This window comes from Spirosoma aerolatum (genome assembly GCF_002056795.1).
GTDB classification, from domain to species: Bacteria; Bacteroidota; Bacteroidia; order Cytophagales; family Spirosomataceae; genus Spirosoma; species Spirosoma aerolatum.
Genome location: NZ_CP020104.1, coordinates 5249789 through 5269926, shown reverse-complemented (window position 1 = coordinate 5269926; position 20138 = coordinate 5249789). Strand labels below are relative to the sequence as shown.

15 protein-coding genes are annotated in these 20138 nt (G+C 51.1%); 3 read left to right on the top strand and 12 right to left on the bottom strand.

The window, feature by feature from the left end; genetic code table 11:
* Position 1 precedes the first annotated feature (1 nt).
* The 8 genes from B5M13_RS21825 to B5M13_RS21790 all read right to left on the bottom strand — a co-directional run bounded on the left by B5M13_RS21825 (position 2) and on the right by B5M13_RS21790 (position 12570).
* Positions 2–1051, bottom strand: a complete 1050-nt coding sequence (locus B5M13_RS21825) for a glycoside hydrolase family protein (RefSeq protein WP_080057685.1) — start codon at positions 1049–1051, stop codon at positions 2–4.
* Between the two features lie 36 nt (positions 1052–1087).
* A complete protein-coding gene (locus B5M13_RS21820) occupies positions 1088–3700 on the bottom strand; it encodes a glycosyl hydrolase (protein ID WP_080057684.1) in 2613 nt (870 codons plus the stop codon).
* 102 nt (positions 3701–3802) lie between these two features.
* Positions 3803–6265: a hypothetical protein gene (locus B5M13_RS21815; RefSeq protein ID WP_080057683.1), complete on the bottom strand. Its 2463-nt coding sequence runs from the start codon at positions 6263–6265 to the stop codon at positions 3803–3805.
* An 8-nt stretch (positions 6266–6273) separates the two neighbouring features.
* On the bottom strand, positions 6274–7389 hold the full coding sequence (locus B5M13_RS21810; RefSeq protein ID WP_080057682.1) for a DUF4249 domain-containing protein: 1116 nt from the start codon (positions 7387–7389) through the stop codon (positions 6274–6276).
* Positions 7390–7403: 14 nt separating this feature from the next.
* Positions 7404–8519, bottom strand: coding sequence for a DUF4249 domain-containing protein (locus tag B5M13_RS21805; RefSeq protein WP_080057681.1), 1116 nt, complete (start codon positions 8517–8519; stop codon positions 7404–7406).
* A 1-nt stretch (position 8520) separates the two neighbouring features.
* Positions 8521–11292, bottom strand: a complete 2772-nt coding sequence (locus B5M13_RS21800) for a TonB-dependent receptor (protein WP_080057680.1) — start codon at positions 11290–11292, stop codon at positions 8521–8523.
* Positions 11289–12023 (bottom strand): hypothetical protein, encoded by a 735-nt coding sequence (locus tag B5M13_RS21795; protein ID WP_080057679.1) that lies wholly within the window; start codon positions 12021–12023, stop codon positions 11289–11291. The genes B5M13_RS21800 and B5M13_RS21795 overlap by 4 nt, the downstream gene beginning before the upstream one ends.
* Before the next feature lie 142 nt (positions 12024–12165).
* Complete coding sequence (locus B5M13_RS21790; protein WP_080057678.1) at positions 12166–12570, bottom strand: VOC family protein; 405 nt, start codon at positions 12568–12570, stop codon at positions 12166–12168.
* An 84-nt stretch (positions 12571–12654) separates the two neighbouring features.
* On the opposite strand from B5M13_RS21790, the gene B5M13_RS21785 reads away from it, so the two are divergent.
* The 3 genes from B5M13_RS21785 to B5M13_RS21775 are packed head-to-tail and all read left to right on the top strand — an operon-like array spanning position 12655 to position 15376.
* Positions 12655–13131: a RidA family protein gene (locus B5M13_RS21785; RefSeq protein WP_080057677.1), complete on the top strand. Its 477-nt coding sequence runs from the start codon at positions 12655–12657 to the stop codon at positions 13129–13131.
* Between the two features lie 2 nt (positions 13132–13133).
* A complete protein-coding gene (locus tag B5M13_RS21780; protein WP_080057676.1) occupies positions 13134–14249 on the top strand; it encodes a D-TA family PLP-dependent enzyme in 1116 nt (371 codons plus the stop codon).
* A gap of 56 nt (positions 14250–14305) precedes the next feature.
* Positions 14306–15376 carry a dipeptidase gene (locus B5M13_RS21775; protein ID WP_080057675.1) on the top strand — a complete coding sequence of 357 codons (1071 nt, stop codon included), beginning with the start codon at positions 14306–14308 and terminating at the stop codon, positions 15374–15376.
* A gap of 79 nt (positions 15377–15455) precedes the next feature.
* Here B5M13_RS21775 and B5M13_RS21770 read toward each other — a convergent pair whose 3' ends face one another.
* The 4 genes from B5M13_RS21770 to B5M13_RS21755 form a co-directional block, all read right to left on the bottom strand.
* Complete coding sequence (locus B5M13_RS21770; protein ID WP_080057674.1) at positions 15456–16262, bottom strand: methyltransferase domain-containing protein; 807 nt, start codon at positions 16260–16262, stop codon at positions 15456–15458.
* A 90-nt stretch (positions 16263–16352) separates the two neighbouring features.
* Positions 16353–17519, bottom strand: coding sequence for an aldose epimerase family protein (locus B5M13_RS21765; protein ID WP_080057673.1), 1167 nt, complete (start codon positions 17517–17519; stop codon positions 16353–16355).
* A 226-nt stretch (positions 17520–17745) separates the two neighbouring features.
* Positions 17746–18444, bottom strand: a complete 699-nt coding sequence (locus tag B5M13_RS21760; protein ID WP_080057672.1) for an L-ribulose-5-phosphate 4-epimerase — start codon at positions 18442–18444, stop codon at positions 17746–17748.
* Between the two features lie 93 nt (positions 18445–18537).
* The gene (locus B5M13_RS21755; protein WP_080057671.1) at positions 18538–20082 is read right to left on the bottom strand and encodes an alpha-N-arabinofuranosidase; all 1545 of its coding nucleotides are present in this window, start codon (positions 20080–20082) and stop codon (positions 18538–18540) included.
* Positions 20083–20138: the final 56 nt, after the last annotated feature.

The following is a 20138-nucleotide window of genomic DNA, read 5'->3' as shown; positions in this document are numbered from 1 at the left end:
GTTAAACGATTTTGAAGATAAAAGGCGATGAGGTCATGTATTTACCGCCCTGAGCTGCTGTAAACAGGTAGCGTGGTCGACCGTGTTGCAAAAGCAATTGAGGATGCTCCAGTCGACCGTATGCGTTCCCTTGGTCAAGGGTAGGGGACTCTTTTACGTAGTCGTTGAGGGGGCCAAACGCAACGCTGGGGTCTTCCCAATGAACGCCATCGTGCGAATCTAGGTATAGGCCTGCGTTGTTACTTTGAACACCCATGTCGCCGAGAAGCATATTGAACCGGCCCCGCTGTAACCAGACAAAGGCATCATCGATCTGGGCATGTTTACCTTTGGACGAAAAGTCGATGATGGGTTTTTTACTGTAGCGTCGATACGGTCCCTGGAGTAAATTGGCAGTAGCCAGCCCATATTTTTGATACCCTTGACCGGCCGAGTTGCTCGTTTTTCCTGACTGGTAATAGAGCCAGTACTGTCCGTTGGGATGTTGAATAAACGCTGGATTCGTGGTGCAATGGTCATCCCAGGCTCCCGCAGTCCCAGGTTCCAGCAAAGGCGTATCGGAACGTTTCCAGGGCCCTTTTAGGGACTTGGCAGTAGCCAGTCCAATACGCTGGGTGTCTGGCTGTCCGTTGGAATTGCCCGTATAGAACAGACAATACCTGCCATCGATATACTGAATATGTGGCGTATGGCAGGTCGTTGCATCCCATTGGCCCGGACGAGGAGCCAGCACTGTTTCGACGTATTCAAACGCGGATTCGGGCGATTTGGCAACAGCATGGGCTATTTCAGCGCCGTTGAGCCAACCATCTGCTTTCCGGTCGGCAGGCCAGCGCGAATAAAATAGGTGTACGCTACCGTTGGGGCCATAGATAGGACTATTGGCCGATACATACCAATCGGGCGATTCCAACGCCCGACCAACGGGCTTAAGGTGTTTACTGAATTCGGCGCGATTATCATCGAAAGGCCATACAGTCAAGCCATCCGCCAAGGCATTGGTGAATGGGAGTAGGGTTAATCCGGTTAGAAAATTTCGTCGAGTCATCATAATGATATTGGTGTTTACGGTAAACCGACTACCAATTTATAACGAACTAATCGGTGTCAGCATTATTGGTCCCAGCAGACCAGATGGTTGAGCATCCCATTTCGTAGCGTCGAAGGGGCGGTAACGAATGTCTACGATGTTGATGTCATAAAACTTCTTCCAGCCTGGGTTTTGTCGGTCGTAAAGCCGCATGTAGTTGGCCGATAAGTTCGTTACGTCGATTTCCAGTTTGTTGCCGGTGGGTTTCAGGAGTGATGCGGGTATTGTGAGTCGAAAAGGAATGCACCAGGCGGTGCCAATGGCTTGTCCGTTGAGCCGCACCTCGGCCACTTCCCGCACATCACCCAGATCAAGCTGGTAGCCCGATGGGTTGGGGTTGGCAGGCAGATCGAAGGTGGTGGTGTATCGGGCTGTGCCCCAGAAATAACCAGCCGAGTCGGAAAGCGTTGTCCAGGAAGTAAGGGTGGGTAAGGTGACCTGGTTGGTTAGGCTCGGTCGGCCTTTCAGAAACTGTACCTGCCAGGGATTGGAGAGCGGAATGGACTTTGTCGATGCGTGGTTTACCAATTGGTTTTGACCGGCTGAACTCATCAGAACGGGATGGCCTGGAACCACATTGATAAAGCAGGATTGCCCCGGTTCCAGTGCCAGAAATACCTCGGTCTGGCCATTTGATGCTTTTCGGGCTGGCAACGGCTGGGTTTGGTTCGTCAGCGGATCGTAGCGACTTATGTGCCCCTGTGCTGAAAACGTTACCCAGTTCTGGCGGAACTGGTTGCCAAGGTTCGTGATAAAATACTGCGTGGTATCGCCCCGGTGTTTGCGGATAAAGGATAAACCTTCGGCCGCCCAGGGTTCTACCCGAACACCCGCTTTGGCTAGTGTATTGAAGATGTCCGGGCTAACCGCTACCGTCTTTTGCTGGCGAAGTGTCTGACCGATTTGTTGAATAGCTGCCGAACGACTTTGGTGGTTATGAAAACCCGGAGCTTGCTGCGGTAACTGGCTGTCAAACATAATCCGTGCACCCTGCTTTGTCAGTTGGTCGAGCAGTCGGAGCGAGGTTTCGGGTAGGTAGGTTGTGCGGGGAATCAGGATGGCCTGATAGGTTGCTCCACCGGGTGCATGAATGCCTTTCTTGTCGACCGTCAGAGTTTTTAATAACTCGTCGGATACATAATCGAACGAATACCCGCGCTGGCTCAACTGTTCGCATAATTGACCAAACGGTTGGGGAAGCAGCCACCGCTCCACATGATGCACCTCCAGTTGATGGATACCGCCTGCCGACTTTGCCCGTGTGCTCCACAAATCATGAATGGGGAAATAGACCAGCAGGTCATTGTCGGGTTTGCTGGCCTGCAAACGGGTCTGGCAACGTTCGATGTAGCGATTGAGTAAAGGTAAATGGGGCCAGAAATGGGAGCTTGGCCCGTAGTTCGTCGACGCGTAAAACAGCCAGCCGGGCGAATCCACGCGGGGCCAGCCTTCCGACGGGGGCGAGTAAGGCGTACCGTGATAAAAAATATGGTTGATACCAGCCGCCAGCAATTCATCTACCTGCGGTTTGATCTGCGACAGCGACACCTGAAAATGGTTGGCGAGCCAGGTAGTCGTTTCAGAGCTAACAAGTGGTTTGCCCAGCAGATGAGCCGCCGACGAAGCGAATTTCATCGCCAGCGGGTTGGGGGTTCCGAACCGATCAACTTCATAATTGGCATCGACGCGCAAACCCGGAATCGGAAATCGACTCGAACCGAAGGACTCAGTTTCAGGAATATCGGCTCTGGCGTATAGGTCGATCAGATTGCCGGGTGAGCCATGTGCCTGATTACGGGATAGATAGCCCGCTTTGGTTGCCCAACTGCCCCAGGGTTTGGCAAAGCCATCGTGCAATAGCTCGGACAACGTCTGGTGGTAGTCCTGATGAACGAGAATGCTGGTTTCGGACTGGGTAGTATCCAGAAAAGCCGCTAGTTGCGTGTGCAGATCATACCCGCGACGGGCTTTGAATTCGGTCAGGAAAACGTCAGACCAGTTGGCTCCGAACACTTCGTAAGAATCATTATATACCGCTCGCGGACGTTCGGGCAGGTGGGTAAGCGTTGAGTCGAACCGTTTGAGATAGTACTGAACCGCTGCCGGATTGAAATAGTCGATAACCAGCCCCTGACCACCGGGAGCCGGACGTTTTACCTGCTGTTTGGTCGGTACGGCAATCAGTTTCCCATTGTCCAGCTTCCATTCTTTGGCGGCCAGGCTGTTCGATATGCCCGGCCCCCCAAATGGCCAGCCTGTTCCGGTTGTCAGATCGACACCTACACCCAGCCGTTTTCCCTCGCGAACCGTATGGGCAAACACTGCCAGCCAGCGGTCGCTCAGGAAGGGGATGAATTGCTTTTCGGCGCCTTTTACCCCATAAATCGGGATGATATGAACGCCACCGAGTCCGGCTTTGGCAAACTGTTCGAGTTGGTAGGTAATGTCGGCTTCGTTAACGGCATTGCCCATCCACCACCAGTATGTCCAGGGTTTAGCGTTATTGCCGGTTGCTATCTGGGTATTTTTGGGAATCGACGACTGAGCCGCCGAAGAGGTAAACTGGAGCCATAGCAGAAGAGCCGTTAGGGCTATACATACGTTTTTCATGAAAGGTCAGAATCTGAACCGACAAAGTACTAAACAGAAGCCGGGTTACCGTACTGTACTTACCTAGTTTCGCGTTCATGTTCCCCCTGAGCGAGGCAAAATCTACTTCGGTGTATTTTTTACATCAAACGTAAATCGCTGAAAAACAGGCGTTCCTTCGCGGGTGAGGCCGTTTACGTCTACCTGGTAAGTGCCCGTTTGGTCGGAGGTGTAAAAATCCACCTGCGCTTTGCCCTGTGGGTTGGGTTTCCAGTTCGGATTCCAGTACAGGAGCGTTCGTCCATCGGGTAGTCGGCTGGAGGCTGACTTCGTGGCGGCACTGGCAGGTCGGTCGTAGCGGGGGGCAAAGAACTCCCGTTGCAGTTGGAGACCGTCGTAGTCAAGCCGTACCAGCCGATTATCGAGTGGGAAACCCGCCAGATCGCCCTTGTACGTCATAAAGCTGATGATGCCGCTGAAAACCGCCGGGCTCATGAGGTAGAAGTTCGTAACGACATCCAGTTGCTTCACCTTCAACGGGCTAAACTCAATCACTTTGTCCATGTCGAAAACGGGCACGCCATCGATCAGTACCAAGGCTTGGTTCTCAAAAATGGCGCGGTACGGTTCGTTGAGTACGTTCAACACAAAATGGCCCTGTCGTTTGCGGGGCATCACACCGAGCACATACTCGCGCAACACTTCTTCCATACGTGGAAAGCGGGTGTAGGCATCAAGCAGATACGATTCTTTGGGTTTGGCGTAAAACGCGGCACTATCGACGGCTGGGTATTTGTATTGAATGGATCGGTCGCCCCAGTAGGTCGATTGCACCTGCATGGCTACACTTCGATTGGTCAGCGAAGTGGCCTGGGATTCGGTGGGGAGCCGATCTGCCCATTGGTGTGTTGATGGCGTTTCGCTAAACGGATTGCTGATAGTTAGTTTGAAAAGACTATCCTGCGGATTGGTCTGGGCAATCAGGTTTTTCGGACCATAAAAGTCCTGCACTTCGTACAGAAGCCGTCCGGCTGTATCGCTTAGCGAGACATACAATCGGATGGGCTTACCGGGTGTGGAGAGGTAGGTTAATTTGCGGGGAACGGGTTTGCCCGTAGCCGGATCGGTGAGCGTTCCACTCACGGTTGGGCCGCTATATTCAGGAATGAATGGAAAGGAAGGTCGTGATACAGGACGCAGTACATCGGTCCAGCGGAAGCGTCGCCAGCCGTGGGTAAGCATCAGATTGTCAGTCGACTGGGCGATCTCCGGCGTTTCGGGTTGGAGGTAATAGTCCGGTGATTCGATGCCCCCCTGTAAATCGGAGGTCATCAGTAAGTAGCTCAGAATGTTGCTCGTATTGGGCGAACTCAATGAATCGACCCGGTACACAGCGACCGACAAAGCCGACGGCGTTACCTGCGAAGTCGCTCCCTGAATGGAGGCTTCGAGCGTTACTTTGCTGCGGGAGGCATACTGCGGCTGGTCTGTTTTGAGGGCAATGGTAAGCGGCTGAGCCGGACGTTTGAAATACAATCGCTCACAGACGGGTTTTTGCTGAGCGTCGAACAGGGTCAGGTGTGAAATGCCATCACCCAGGGCTTTTTTGTCGATCAGAAACGTCGTCTGTCGGTCAATCGAATGGGCTTCTACTTGGTTAATCGCCTGTCGGGTATGGGCAAACAGATAAACCGTCGAAGGAGTACCCAGATTGGATGTAACGGTGATCGTTAGCTGATTGGGGTTGCCGTCATCCAGAGCCATAACATACCCCTGCGGCTGAATGGCAGGCAATGATCGGGTAAACTGCCGCCCTGTTTCATCACGCAAAAGCACCCGGTAGTTGGTATTGGATGCCGGGGTGAGCGTAAACGTGCCGAGCCCAAATTTGTGCGCCGAGAAGGTCGTCAGCGTATCGTTCCGACTGTTGAGTACCCACCCCCGGACCGCTTGCCCGGCCCCCGACGCATTGACAGCCCGAAAGGCTACCTTGCTGGAAAGGCCATCGACGAGATTGCCTCCTTCGGGAAAAAACTGAATATCCAGATCAGCGACATCGGCTGTTGGGGATGGAGTCAACGGCTTGAACGGGTTGACAATGGTAATGGTTTTTTCGAAAAAGTAGCTGGCCGGAAAATTCTTCATCCAGTTGGTATAGGCCCGCATCAGATACGTCCCCGAATTGAGCGACGAAGGCAGAAACAGGGTTCCGTCGCCACCGTTGGCCGTGAGTGCTACTTTGGTTTGCAATACGGATTTCTGTTCTTTGTCGAGCAGTTCAATGTAGGCTACTTTGCTCAGGTCCAGCGGCTTGTGAAAACTACCATCAACGTAATAGATCTTGAACCACATCGTTTCGCCCGTTAGGTAAAATCCCTGGTCGGTATGGACAAAAAGCTTCTCCTGTAAGGCCTGCTGCCGATACTGGTCAAACGATTGGGTGAGTGCGGCAGTCGAGCCAGGTGTTTGTCCAAAGCCGGGTAAGGCGCTAATAGTCAGGTAGCTAAGGAATAGTAGAAAAGGGCTGGTCAACCAAGTGGCTTGCTTCGCGAGGGTAGGGGTATGGTCTAGCGTCAGGTGGTTCATACAGTGTCTTATTCCCAAAAAGAGGGCCGTTTATTTATGCCTTTGTACCGACAATCGACACAAGGAAACGAGGTTACCAAATATTGATTTTCGCCAAAGAGGCTGATGATAGCTGGTTGCTCTTTTAATACTTTCGATACCGAAAATGTGTCGACTACACAGCCGGGATCCCCCGCATAGGTATTGATATTCGGTAGCTGGTCGCGCCGGATAAAAATGCGTTTGGTTGCTACAGTGCCAACGCGGAAAAAGCCCAGCGCCAGATCGTCCGGGTTGGCGCTGGCCCGAATGTTTCCCGTAATCTGCGACGGCTGCGGGTCGAAAATAGAGCCTAGATTTTGGGTGATCTTTGCCAGTTGATCGTAGTAGGCAAACCCGGCCTGAGTCAGCGCATAGGATTTCACCAGCATACTGTATTTAATGCCCAGTTTGCCCGACGTACCCGCCACCGACGTCAGCGGAAACTGACTGACAATATCCTGACTCAGCCGTTCGGTCGAGGTGAGCATAATATTGGTCGAATAGGTAGTATTCCAGCATCGGTTGATGTTTTCCGTTCGGTCGACAATCTTATTGTTTTTGATCTCCAGCTGTGAAAAGTAAGGAGCCGTAAACTCCCAGGTTTCTTCGAATTCCCAACGGTAATAATGCGTGTTGTTTTTCGGATCGTGGGTGTTTACGCTGAACAGTACGTTGTTGGCTTCGGTATGCCAGCTAACGCTGTCGATAGCGGGCGTCGTAAGCACAGGTACATAGTCTGAGTAGTAGTCGGTCCCTTTGCTGGTTTTGATATGCAGGCGGTAGGTTTCGCCAGTCAGTGGCGAAACACCCGATAGTGAATAGGCTCCATTGGTTCCTTCTTTAAGTGTATAGACCGCCTTACTCTGACTTTCGATGGTCACCAGCGCCTTTGTCTCGGCCGTTGGCGATTTGGTATCGGTCAGGTTCTGGGTGCGCGATAGCTGGATCGTAGTCGTAGCGCCCGGTGCGCTATCGAAAAACCCATTGACGACCAGATAACTGGCAGGCGCAGCAATCTCAGGCGGCCGATACGGATCGATACACCCGCTTACGAGCAGGAGCAGAGCACAGCTAAGCCAATATAGGAATAGGTTGTTACGCATACGGAAAAGCTCCTCTACCAAAAACTCGGTCGTTGAATAACGCCACCCCGTAACCGGCAATCGACGCAGGGCTGACTAGTGGTTATATAACTGGCACTTGTGTAGGGACTAACGATACCGGGTTGATTCATTCGGACGTCGGCCGTACTTAATGTATCTGTGTCGCAGCTACCTAGTCCGTTGTTCGTGTACCAGTTGGGAAGCTGTGATTTCGAAATGAAAATGCGTTTGGTCTCGATGTTGCCAACCCGAAAGAAACCCATGACCAGATCGCTGGCATTTGTCAGCGAGTGAATGTTGCCGACAATCTGGGTGGGTTGCGGATCGAAAATAGAGCCAATATTCTGGGTGATTTTGCCCAACTGATCGTAATACGTAAAGGCGTCCTGCGTCAGGGCAAACTGCCTGACCAGTATACTGTATCGCACGCCTATCTTTAATGATGTTCCCGGAATGAAGGTTAGTGGAAATCGGCTGACCACATCCTGGCTGAGTCGGACGGTTGAAAAGGTCATGATGTTGGTAGAGCTTTCGCTTCCCCAGCACGTATACACATTCTCCTGACGCGGCACGATCTGGTTGTTTTTTATCTCATGCGATGAAGTATAGGCCGAATAGTATTCCCAGGTTGCATCGTATTCCCAGCGGTAGTAGTGGGTATTATTTTTCGGATCGTGCGTGTTTGCGCTGATTTGTACCCCATCGTTTTCAACCTGCCAGCTAATACTGTCGATAGGTGGAGTCGTCACAACGGGTACATAATCGGAGTAATAGTCAAGCCCTTTGGCCGTCTTGATATGCAGTCGATACGTATCACCTACCTGTGGAATGACACCCGTGAGGGTATACGACCCAGCCGTACTTTCCTTGAGCGTATAAACCGCTTTGCTTTGGCTTTCGATGGTGACCTGCGCCTTTGTTTCGGCTGTGGGCGCTTTGTTGTCGGATAAGTTTTGGGTACGCGCTAGTTGGATGGTAGACGTTGTACCGGGGGCACTGTTAAAAAAGCCACTCACCACCAGATAGCTATCAGGTGACGTAATTTCGGGTGGGCGGTAGGGGTCAATACAGCTACTAACCACTAGTATGAGTAGCCAGCCAACCAGTTTTGTATAGAATCTGCTCGTCATATCAAAACCGGAAATTATAGGTGACCGACGGAATGGGTTGTCCAAAAATAGATAGCTGATACCCATTGATCCGGTAACCCTCTGTTTTGAAATATACCGAATACGGATTGTGCCGACCCAGTAGGTTGTAGACCGCAATGGTCCAGGAGCTATGTGCCAGTTTTTTGACCTTGTGATTGCCCTCGATATTCATGGCAAAATCGGTGCGGTAATAATCGGGGATGCGGTATTGATTCCGTTCGGAATAGAGCAGGCGCGGTACGCCATCGAGCACATATTTCGATACAGGTAAGGTAATCGGACGACCCGTACTGTATGTAAAATTGAGCGACAGACTGAACCGACGGTTGATCTTGTAGTTGCCCACCAGCGTTACATCGTGTGGTTTGTCGTAATTGCTTGGATACCAGCTTCCTTTATTGATGATTTCGTTGTTGGTGGCGTCGGCGGTTCGGAGCAGAGTCCGGGCGTAGGTGTAGCTGAGCCAGCCGTTCAGTTTACCCGTTAGTTTTTTAACCAGAAATTCAACCCCGTAGGCTTTGCCTTCGGCATTGACCACATCGGTTTCAATATGGTGATTCAGAATCAGTTCGGCCCCGCTTCGGTAATCCAGTCGATTCTGCATGGTTTTGTAATAGGCTTCGACCGACATTTCGATGGTGTTGGTGCGGTTGTTTTTATAAAGGCCAATGGCATACTGATCGCCAACCTGGGGTTTGATGTGCGTGTCGCTGAGTTTCCAGATGTCGGTGGGCGAGATGACGGTCGTGTTCGACAGCATCTGAATATACTGGCGAGTCCGGTTGAAGCTCAATTTGATCGATGCCGTCGACGACAGACCATACCGAAGCGCAATTCGGTATTCGGGCCCCTGATAATTGGTGATCGATTTATGAGTTCCGTAATTCAGGGTATCGATAATGGTATTCTCCGACTTGGGAACGCCTGGTACATATTGATACACCGCATGAGGCCCCAGGTAGTTATAGAACGAATACCGCAGTCCGGCACTGATCGACAGTTTGGAGCTGATATCGAAGCGGTCGCCTAGATAAATCGCACTTTCCAGCCCCTGTTCATCAGGAACCACATCCGGCACGATCAGCGACTTATCGCCCTTGGGCTGGAAGTTGCCGGGTGAAAGTTTGTAGTACGTACTGCTGATGCCAAAGTCGACGGTGTGCTGATTGGTCGGGAAAAAGTTGAAATCGGCCTTAACCTGCGATTGATTGATACCGAAGCTCAGATCATAGGCATTGACCGGATTTTTATCGCTCGACACATGGTAGGTGTAGCCGCTATAACTGCCTGTGAATACGCTGTAGAGCTTGTTATTGAAAATGTGTTTCCATTTCAGCGTAGCCGTTTTGTTCTGATACTGGTAAGACGTATCGCTGTTGAGCCGGAATTTGTCATTACTCAGATAACCCGTGAAATAAATTGTATTCTTTTCATTGGCCTCGTGCGTGACGTGCAGATTCAGGTCATAGAACGAAGCTTTACTGTTCTGAAACGATGCACTTTGCAGTTGACGAAGCAGCCAGTCGGAGTAGGTAGAGCGTACCCCGGCAATGAACGACGTTTTGTCTTTAAAAATGGGGCCTTCCAGCGTCAGTCGACCTGTCAATAAGCCAATCCCGCCCGACCCGACAAATTTCTTTTTGTTGCCATCACGGGTTTGCACGTCGAGTACCGACGCCAGCCGACCGCCAAACCGGGATGGAATGGCACTTTTATATAATTCGGCACTTTTGATCATGTCGGGGTTAAATGCCGAGAAGAACCCGAACAGGTGCGACGAGTTATAAATAGTAGCGTCGTTGTAGAGAATCAGGTTCTGGTCGGTAGCGCCCCCACGTACATTAAGACCCGTAGAACTTTCGCCAACGGTTTTTACTCCAGGCAGGGTCTGAATCACCCGCAGCAAGTCCGCTTCGCCCAGGGCTGTCGGTACCTGCTTGATGCTTTTGATGTCGATCCGTTCCTGCCCCATCTGAAGCCCCGATATATTTTTATCCTTCTCGGCTTCGATAACGACTTCTTTCAGGGCAATTACATCGTCTTCCATATCAATATCGAGCTTACCATCACCGTACAGGATAATCCGGCGTCGGGTGTCTTTCATGCCGATGCTGCGGAGTTTGAGGTCGTGCCGCCCACGGGGAAGCGTGATGGAATAATAACCAAACTGATCGCTGACGGTGCCCTGGCGAGGATTTTCGATGTAAATAGCGGCTCCTACGACGGGTTCGCCGGAGGCTACATTGCGTACAAAACCGGCCAATGTTGAACGGCCCGGTCGAATTGGGTTGGTCCGTTTACCGATTTCGTAGGTTTTGGTTTCTGGTTCCGCCTGAACTTTTCGAGCGCCCTGGGTCAGGTAGGCATTTAATGTCGTGTCGGAACCGGACGGAGCACCACCCCGGAAAAATCCGATAGGTAAATCGGTTCGAATAACCCGATCAACAGTCACATAGACCCGCTGCTGGGCGTCGATGGCATAGTTATATCTGGAGCCATTGAATACCTGTTGCAATATCGTCCGCACGGGCTTATTCTCGACCCGTATATCCACCAGGAAGCTGTCGACTTCGGCAGGATTGTAGAAGAACCGATAGGGCGTTTGCATTTCGATGCGCTCCACAAAGGCGTCGAAACGCAGGTTCGAAAAGTCACCACTGATTGGTTTTTCGGGTAGGGACTGGGCCAGTGCAACTCCGCCAGACCCGATCAGTAGCAACCAAAGAAACGTAATCCGGTAAAGATGGGTCATAGTTTGTGCGTTAGTTCTTCATACTGCTGAGTCACCCGACTGATGGCCTCTTCGCGTTGCAGATCCTTGAATTTGAGTTGATTAGCCCGGATGAACTTTTTTAGTTCCTTTCCCTTATCTGCGAACACACTCAATACTGAGCCTTTGGTTTTAACGGGGTGATAAACGCCATCTTTCAGAATGAAGAAGCGATCCTGAGGAATGTAATCAGCTTTATAGGTGCCGCTCGAAATGTCTTCATGAATGGTTTTTATGCGACGGACGAACACCTTGACGGAGCCATTGTGCAGAAGTTGGTAGAATCCGCTAGGAGCACCTAATGCGCTGTCACCCATGATCTTCACAAATTGATAGGGCCCTATGGAAAAAGCGCTGACTTTGTTGGTATGAATCCGAATCCGGTAGCCGCCTTCGGGAGGCTGGATGGATAATTCATCCCGCACAATGTCGTACAGCATCGGCACATTGTGGTAATCAGTGCCATTATAGGCTATCGTTCCACGCTGAAGCGTATCGATGGGGTAGAAGGGATGAATTTTTATTCGGTGATCATGCGGAATGTATTCGTTGCCTTCATACACATGCTCCTGCCGATAAATAGCCCGTTCGTATACGCCAATAGCCCGATTTTTAGCACGTTGTATGAATAAGCTGTCTGACCTGACTGATTGCCCCAACAGGTTAATAGAGGGCAGTAAAGTAGCAACAAGAACAAGGGTGGGCCAGCGCATGGAGGATTAGTCGGGTGAGGAACGGTCGATAGGCAAATTTAAAAGAATTTGTGAAACAGCTTCTACTAAGTACTGCTGAGTAGGGCAATTAATCGCATAGGCTCATTTTATTAAACTGTTCTGGTTGAGCCTACTGCGCTAATTAGCCCTTGTTGTCGTCATTGGGCTGGAGTAAATCCCATAGATTGCCATACAGATCGGCAAAGACCGCTACCGTTCCATACGCTTCTTCGACAGGCTCACGAACGAACTGGACGCCTTTCTCCAGCATACGATGATAATCACGCCAGAAATCGTCGGTAAACAGAAATAGAAAAACGCGCCCGCCCGTCTGATTGCCGATTCGGCTTCGCTGTTCGTCATTCGCGGCTTTGGCCAGTAACAAACAGCATTCATGAGCGCCCGGCGGAGCTACAACTACCCAGCGTTTATCGTCGCTGAGCTGGGTATCTTCAACTAGCGTAAACGACAGTTTTTCGGTATAGAATTGGATGGCATCGTCATACTCTTCGACAACCAGGGCAATGTGTGCGATTCGCTGCTTCATATGTTTGGAAATATGCAGCAAGATAGCAACCGGACGCCCGCTTTCGATTAAGTTTGCAGGAACTAAAAACTCTAAACCAACCTCATGCAAGCGGAAATCCTATCTCCTGAAGCAGCCTTTGCCCAAACGGGTCTTTCTTTGCCTCCAGCCCCCCAACCGTTAGGTGTTTATAAACCCTATCTGATCGACGGCAAGTATCTGTATGTTTCAGGACACGGCCCTGTTCAGGATGACAAAAGCCTGATTATCGGCCGAATTGGTGACGATATGGACATGGAACAAGGTAAGCTGGCGGCTCGTCAGGTTGGTCTGACCATCTTATCTACAATACGAACTCACCTGGGTAGCCTTGATCGAGTGAAGCGAGTAATTAAAGTACTTGGCATGGTCAACTGCACGGCCAATTTCGAGCGACATCCCTATGTGATCAATGGATGTAGCGAGCTGTTCGCCAACGTCTGGGGGACCGAAAATGGCATCGGTGTGCGGTCGGCGGTGGGTATGGGCTCCTTGCCCGACAATATTCCGGTTGAAGTAGAAGCGTTATTTGAACTTGTTTAGCCATGGAACAAAAATCCTGGTATTCCATCGACGATTTGTCGCATCTGGACACACCAGCGTTGGTCGTGTACCCAGAGCGGGTTAAACAGAATATTTCCCGGCTCATCAGCACCATTGGTGATCGAAGCCGGTTGCGGCCCCACATAAAAACATGCAAATCGCGGGAAGCGGCCCAACTGTTGCTCGAAGCGGGTATTCAGAAGTTTAAGTGTGCGACGATTGCCGAAGCCGAAATGCTGGCGATGATTGGGGCACCCGATGTCTTGCTGGCCTATCAGCCCAATACCACAAAAATTCATCGGCTGATCGAGCTGATCAAAACGTATTCACAGACTCGCTTTTCGTGCCTGGTCGATAACATAGATACGGCTCAGGCCTTGTCGGAACAGGCGGTGGCGGCTGGGCTGGTTATACCTGTGTATATCGATCTGAACGTGGGAATGAACCGAACGGGGATTGCACCCGGCGAAGCGGTGGTAACGCTGTATGCAGAGCTGGAAAAACTGCCCGGTGTGCAACCCGTTGGGTTACATGCCTACGACGGTCAATTGCGAAACCCTGATATTGCCGCCCGGACCATTGAATGCGATGCCGGTTTCTGGCCGGTGCAGTTGTTAGGCGAAACACTGGCTGCCAAAGGGCATGGTAAACCAATCATCGTTGCAGGCGGTAGCCCGTCCTTTCCCATTCATGCGAAACGACCTGAGGTAGAATGTAGCCCCGGCACATTTATTTACTGGGATAAAGGCTATCAGACTATTTTGCCAGAACAAGCGTTCCTGCCAGCCGCTCTGGTTATTGCCCGTGTGATTTCGTTACCAACATCGACCAGAATTTGCGTCGATCTGGGGCATAAGTCGGTAGCCGCCGAAGGCGAATTAGTCCAACGGGTAACCTTCCTGAATGCACCCGAATTAAAAGCCGTCGGGCAGAGTGAAGAGCATCTGGTTTTAGAAGCTGGCGAAGGGCATTCCTACAAGGTGGGTGATGTATTCTACGGCATCCCTAACCACATTTGCCCAACGGTGGCACTCTATGAACGAGCCTACACGGTTGAAACGGGTAGGATCATGGGCGAATGGCGTACCATTGCCCGCGACCGAACGATTGTTGTGTAATCTTTAGCGACCGACAGGATACGCCAGTTCACTGTAAACCGGAAACGGAATATAATATGTTTACCATAGATGCCCACCTTGATCTGAGTATGAATGCGATGGAGTGGAACCGTGATCTCCGTCAATCGGTGGAACGGCTCCGCGAACGCGAAATTGGGATGACAGATAAGCCAGATCGGGGGAAAGCGACGGTTTCATTACCCGCACTTCGTCAGGGAAATATCGGCTTAGTGGTCGCTACCCAGATTGCCCGTTTTGTCGCTCCGGGGAACCCATTGCCCGGCTGGCAATCGCCCGAACAGGCCTGGGCACAAACACAGGCGCAGCAAATCTGGTATAAAACCATGGAGGAAGCTGGTGAGATGGTACAAATTACGGATCTGGCCAGCCTGGAAGCGCACCTTGCCCTTTGGAATGATGGGACTTCAAACGACCAAAAGCCTGTTGGTTATATTCTGAGCCTGGAAGGAGCTGATTCGATCGTCACACCAGCGTATGTCGAGCGGGCGTATCAATATGGTCTGCGCGCCATCGGGCCTGCCCATTATGGTCCGGGACGTTATGCGCAGGGAACGGATGCTACCGGCTTTATCGGTCTTGCCGGACGGGAATTACTGCGCGAGATGCAGCGGTTCAATATCATCCTGGATGCTACCCACCTCTGCGATGATAGCTTTTGGGAGGCACTTGATTATTTCGAAGGACCTGTTTGGGCCAGCCATAACAACTGTCGGGCGCTGGTCAATCATAATCGGCAATTCAGTGACGAACAGATTCGGGAACTGATTGCCCGTGACGCTGTTATTGGTGGCGCATTGGATGCCTGGATGATGGTGCCGGGTTGGGTACGCGGCCAATCGACACCCGAAGGCACCAACTGCAATCTGGCCAAACTAATCGACCATCTGGATCATATCTGTCAGATTGCCGGAAACGCTAACCATATCGGTATCGGTTCAGATCTGGATGGCGCTTTCGGAAAAGAACAATGCCCCTACGATCTCGAAACCATTGCTGATTTACAGAAAATCCCTGATTTACTCCGTCAACGCGGTTATTCGGAAGAAGACATTACCAACGTGATGCACGGCAACTGGCTGCGGTTTTTAAGACGAGTATGGAGTTAAATAGAACGCATATTTTTATGATGATTATGATTCCTTAAGATCCGTGTACATCATAATCATCATAAAAATCTGCGTTCTATCAGGACTGCTGCCCCTCTACCGCCAGCAGATAAACGGTCATGGATTCGCCAACGGTTGCAATCCAGTTGTCATAATCGGTAATCGCTTCCAGGCGCTGCGCTTCGGTAATATAACCTGCCTGAACAAGCTGAGGGCCACGTAATTCAGCCACTTCCGACCAGAGTCGGCTTGTTTTGGCAAAGTCGGTATCACTTCGTTTGCATAGCTCAAACTGGGGTTCGATGCGTACATTGGTTAACCCAAGTTTATGCAGCATACCACTTAGGTGATCGGCAATGGCATTATCGAAACCGGCATCTGTTCGCCAGTTGAGGAAAGCCTCATAGAATAGCCGCATGGAGGCTGGCGGTTCCGGTTCCCAAAGGATTTTTTCGTGGTTGTAATCCAGAATTGCGAGGTGACCGCCGGGTTTGACCAGTCGTTGCATATTAGCCAGAGCCACTTCGGGCTGAGCCAGCCATTGCAGAGTGCGGGCGCAGGTGACCAGATCAAATTGCTCGGTGGTTTCAAAGGTGTACACATCGCCCTGCTCAAAGGCAATGCCGGGTAAGTCACCGACATTTTGCCGGGCCTGACTGATTAGATTTTCGCTTGGGTCGATGCCCAGAACCCGTCCGGCTGGGCCCGTTTTGTCGGCAATGCTTCGGGTGATGGCTCCTGAACCACAACCCACATCAAGCACCGATAGGCCCGGTTTCAGGTATTTCAACAGATTCCGGTTGCCGTTTTCAACCGTTCGTCGTTCCAGAACCGGGTTGTATCCTTTAGGCATTGTAGCCCGGTCGGATGTGGGTTGTTCTGCCATAGAATGGGATTAGTGTAGAGACGCCATCCCTGGCGTCTCCTGACCGGATGGTTAATTGCTGACGCACATGAGACGCCAGGGATGGCGTCTCTACGGTTTCTTCGTTGAAAATTGGTAGATCGTAGTGGTTTTATACGTTTCTCCCGGACGCAACACCGTTGTTGGGAAGGCCGGATGGTTTGGCGAGTCGGGATAATGTTCGGTTTCCAGACAGAGGGCGTACCGCTTTTTGTAGGGGAACCCTTCACGGCCCGTTACAGAACCATCGAGGAAATTGCCGGTATAGAACTGTATCGCTGGTTCGGTGGTACGCACTTCCATCACTCGGCCGCTGGTGGGTTCGTAGACCGTAGCGGCCAGTTTCAATGAGTCGCCCGAACCATTCAATATCCAGGCGTGATCGTAACCCAGACCGTATTTGATCTGCACATCGCTGGAGTCGTTGATCCGTTTGCCAATGACGGTTGGCTTGGTAAAATCGAACGGCGTACCGGCTACAGGCTGCAAGACACCCGTTGGAATGAGGGTTTTGTCGACGGGTAAAAAGCGGTCGGCGTTTAGGGTTAGTTCATGGTCCATAACGTCGCGCTTGGCACCACCCGTCAGATTAAAATAGGTGTGATTTGTCAGGTTAACAACCGTTGGTTTGTCGGTTGTCGCCTGATAATCAATTTTCAGCGCATTGTCTTTCTGAAGCGTATACGTAACCTCAACCGACAGATTGCCGGGGTAGCCTTCTTCGCCATCTTTCGAGGTGTAGGTCAGTTTCAGGGCTGGTTCGTCGCCTTCAACGGGAGTGGCTGTCCAGAGCACTTTATCGAAACCAACTGTACCGCCGTGCAAGTGATTACCGAAGTTATTGGTTACCAGCGTATAGGTTTTACCGTCGAGGGTGAATTTTCCTTTGGCAATCCGGTTGCCGTACCGACCAACCAGTGCGCCAAAAAATGGATTATTTTTTACGTAGGAAGAGAGCGAGTCGAAACCGAGGGTTACGTCCTCGAACTTACCATCTTTATCAGGAGCCGTTAAGCCAACCACAATGCCGCCATAGGTGGTGATTTTGGCGGTCATACCTGCTGCATTGCGCAGGGTATACAGATCGGCGGTTTGTCCGTTGGGCAGTTGGCCGTACGTTGTCTTTTCGATGCCTGCTTTTTGCTCGTCGGCTTCTTTTTCTTTTTTAGACGTACACGCGTTCATAGTCACTAAGCCTGTTAGCAGAGCCAGGGGTAGGAATTGAGAGAATAATTTCATGAATCGATAAGGTGAGTTAAAGCGATTAGTGAGTAAAGCGGTTTGGGCTCTGATTCTATTCTTCTGTCATTTGTTTTTCACCGCAAGGACGCGAGGGCGCAACGAATAAAATTTGTTTGTACTCCTTGTGCCCTCACAGACCACGGGAAATGACCACAGATTTATTCGTTGCGCCCTCGCGTCCTTGCGGTGACCTTTAAAGGAGAATAGATCGGTTTTTATCCCTTTAACATCCTTGTCCGTAGTAGGCATTTTTGCCGTGCTTCCGTTCGTAATGCTTGAGCCGCAGCGTGTCTTTGATGCGGGGCGTGTTGGGGTTGATTTGTAAAGTCAGATACGCCATGCGGGCCACTTCTTCCAGTACGGCTGAGTTATAAACAGCTTTAGCGGCTGTTTTACCCCAGGTAAATGGCCCATGATTTTGTAATAACACCATCTCCATCTCGCTGTAAGACAGCCCTTTCTGAGTAAATACGTCGAAAATCTGGTTGCCCGTTTCGTGTTCATAATCACCCTGAATCATCTCGTCGGTAAGGGCAGGGGCGCAGGGAATATCCTGGTGCGTATGGTCGGCGTGGGTAGTACCGAAAATGGGAATGTCCATCCCGGCCTGTGCCCAGGCTACCGCATGGGTGCTGTGTGTATGCGAAATACCGCCGATTTTATCCCAGGTTTTGTAAAGCAATGCATGCGTTTTGGTATCCGACGATGGGCGCATGGTTCCTTCGACCACATTCCCGTCGTAGTCGCAGATAACGATGTCGTAAGGCGTCAGTTCCTCATAAGCTACTCCGCTGGGCTTGATGGCAAACACGGCTCGTTCGCGGTCGACGGCACTTACATTGCCGAAGGTAAACAACACCAGCCCCAGCTTAGGGAGCTGCATATTGGCCTCGTAGCATTCTTCTTTTAGGGATGTATACATGGCTAAAAAGCGAAAGAGTGAATGGGCGAAAGAGTGAAAGAGCGAATGAGCGAAAAAGGCTCAGCGTCAAACGCTCTTGCTCTCTTTCGCTCTTTAAATCTCTAAAACGACCACCGAAACGGGCGGTAGGCTAACGGTTAGTTTATCGCCAGAGAGTTTGGCACCTGTGAAGGCGGCCGGTTTGATTTTCGTTAAATTTTCGAAGGTGTTATGATCGCGAACACTGGCCGAATGCAGGATGCGGCCAGTTACGGCTGTTCCACGAATGCCTTTCAGATCGATGGAAATTTCCTGCGCCTTAGCCAGATCGATGTTGACGAGCGAGATGTGTACTTTACCGGCTTTATCGCGCGAAGCCGATACCGAAACGGCGGGGAGTTTACCCTCGCCGGTTGTAAAGTCGGCCGTTTTTACATCGACGGGTAGCATGGTCGCATCCTGATGGACGTTGTACATTTCCAGGACATGGTACGTCGGCGTTAAGATAATCTTGTCGCCTTTGGTCAGGATAACCGATTGCAGTACGTTAATGGCCTGCGCCAGATTCGCCATACGAACCCGCTCGCAGTGCTTATGGAAAATGTTGAGGGTAGCTCCGGCCAGTACGGCGTCGCGCATGGTGTTTTGCTGATAAAGAAAACCCGGATTCGTACCCGGCTCTACATTGTACCAGCCCCCCCATTCATCCACAATCAGGGCTATTTTCTTTTCAGGATCATATTTGTCCATGACAGCTGAGTGCTTCTCAATCAGTTCGTCCATCAGTAGCGCCTGCTGCATCGTTTTGAAATACTCCTGATCGGTGAATTGCGTGGCCGAGCTTTTCTTGCCTTCACCCCACGACAATACGGAGTAGTGGTGCATGGCAATGCCTTCCATTAGCGAACCCGGAATGTTCTTCATCAGCGTTTCGGTCCAGTTGTAGTCGTTGTCGCTGGCACCCGATGCAATGCGAAAAATCTTGCCATTGCTGCCCACTCGGGTATTCATGAAGGTACTATACTGCCGGTACAAATTGGCATAATAATCGGGCTTCATGTTGCCACCGCATCCCCAGGCTTCGTTGGCCACGCCCCAGTAGCGTACATTCCAGGGAGCTTGCCGCCCGTTTTGCTGCCGAAGGTTCGACATGGGGCTATTCTTCTCGAAATTGACGTACTGTACCCAGTCGGATAGCTCCTGAACGGTGCCGCTACCTACGTTGCCCGCCAAATAGGGTTCTGTACCGATTAACTCGCACATATTCAGGAAGTCGTGCGTACCAAAGCTGTTGTCTTCGGTGACGCCCCCCCACCACGTATTTACAATTTTCGGACGTTTGGCTTTTGGGCCAATGCCATCTTTCCAGTGATAGGTATCGGCAAAGCAACCGCCTGGCCAGCGCAGATTCGGAATCTTTAACTTTTTCAGCGCATCGACCACATCCAGCCGTACCCCTGCCTTGTTTGGAATCTTTGTGTTGGCTTCCCCGACGTAAAAACCGTCGTAGATGCTGCGTCCGAGGTGTTCAGCAAAATGGCCATAGATATGGCGGCTGATGATGTGTTTGCCTTCGCTGGCGTTGATGGTAACACTGGCCTGCGAAAAAGCCATCAGGCTATTGCCAGCGAGCAGAAAGGTTAGGAGCTGTTTTTTCATAGGAGTTTAAAGAGCGAAAGAGCGAAAGAGTGAATGAGTGAAAGAGCGAAAATGTG

What these genes read in the sequence shown, in the direction of transcription:
- B5M13_RS21825 (WP_080057685.1), bottom strand. Translation starts at nt 1,051, where the DNA reads ATGATGACTCGACGAAATTTTCTAACCGGATTAACCCTACTCCCATTC.
- B5M13_RS21820 (WP_080057684.1), bottom strand. Translation starts at nt 3,700, where the DNA reads ATGAAAAACGTATGTATAGCCCTAACGGCTCTTCTGCTATGGCTCCAG.
- B5M13_RS21815 (WP_080057683.1), bottom strand. Translation starts at nt 6,265, where the DNA reads ATGAACCACCTGACGCTAGACCATACCCCTACCCTCGCGAAGCAAGCC.
- B5M13_RS21810 (WP_080057682.1), bottom strand. Translation starts at nt 7,389, where the DNA reads ATGCGTAACAACCTATTCCTATATTGGCTTAGCTGTGCTCTGCTCCTG.
- B5M13_RS21805 (WP_080057681.1), bottom strand. Translation starts at nt 8,519, where the DNA reads ATGACGAGCAGATTCTATACAAAACTGGTTGGCTGGCTACTCATACTA.
- B5M13_RS21800 (WP_080057680.1), bottom strand. Translation starts at nt 11,292, where the DNA reads ATGACCCATCTTTACCGGATTACGTTTCTTTGGTTGCTACTGATCGGG.
- B5M13_RS21795 (WP_080057679.1), bottom strand. Translation starts at nt 12,023, where the DNA reads ATGCGCTGGCCCACCCTTGTTCTTGTTGCTACTTTACTGCCCTCTATT.
- B5M13_RS21790 (WP_080057678.1), bottom strand. Translation starts at nt 12,570, where the DNA reads ATGAAGCAGCGAATCGCACACATTGCCCTGGTTGTCGAAGAGTATGAC.
- B5M13_RS21785 (WP_080057677.1), top strand. Translation starts at nt 12,655, where the DNA reads ATGCAAGCGGAAATCCTATCTCCTGAAGCAGCCTTTGCCCAAACGGGT.
- B5M13_RS21780 (WP_080057676.1), top strand. Translation starts at nt 13,134, where the DNA reads ATGGAACAAAAATCCTGGTATTCCATCGACGATTTGTCGCATCTGGAC.
- B5M13_RS21775 (WP_080057675.1), top strand. Translation starts at nt 14,306, where the DNA reads ATGTTTACCATAGATGCCCACCTTGATCTGAGTATGAATGCGATGGAG.
- B5M13_RS21770 (WP_080057674.1), bottom strand. Translation starts at nt 16,262, where the DNA reads ATGGCAGAACAACCCACATCCGACCGGGCTACAATGCCTAAAGGATAC.
- B5M13_RS21765 (WP_080057673.1), bottom strand. Translation starts at nt 17,519, where the DNA reads ATGAAATTATTCTCTCAATTCCTACCCCTGGCTCTGCTAACAGGCTTA.
- B5M13_RS21760 (WP_080057672.1), bottom strand. Translation starts at nt 18,444, where the DNA reads ATGTATACATCCCTAAAAGAAGAATGCTACGAGGCCAATATGCAGCTC.
- B5M13_RS21755 (WP_080057671.1), bottom strand. Translation starts at nt 20,082, where the DNA reads ATGAAAAAACAGCTCCTAACCTTTCTGCTCGCTGGCAATAGCCTGATG.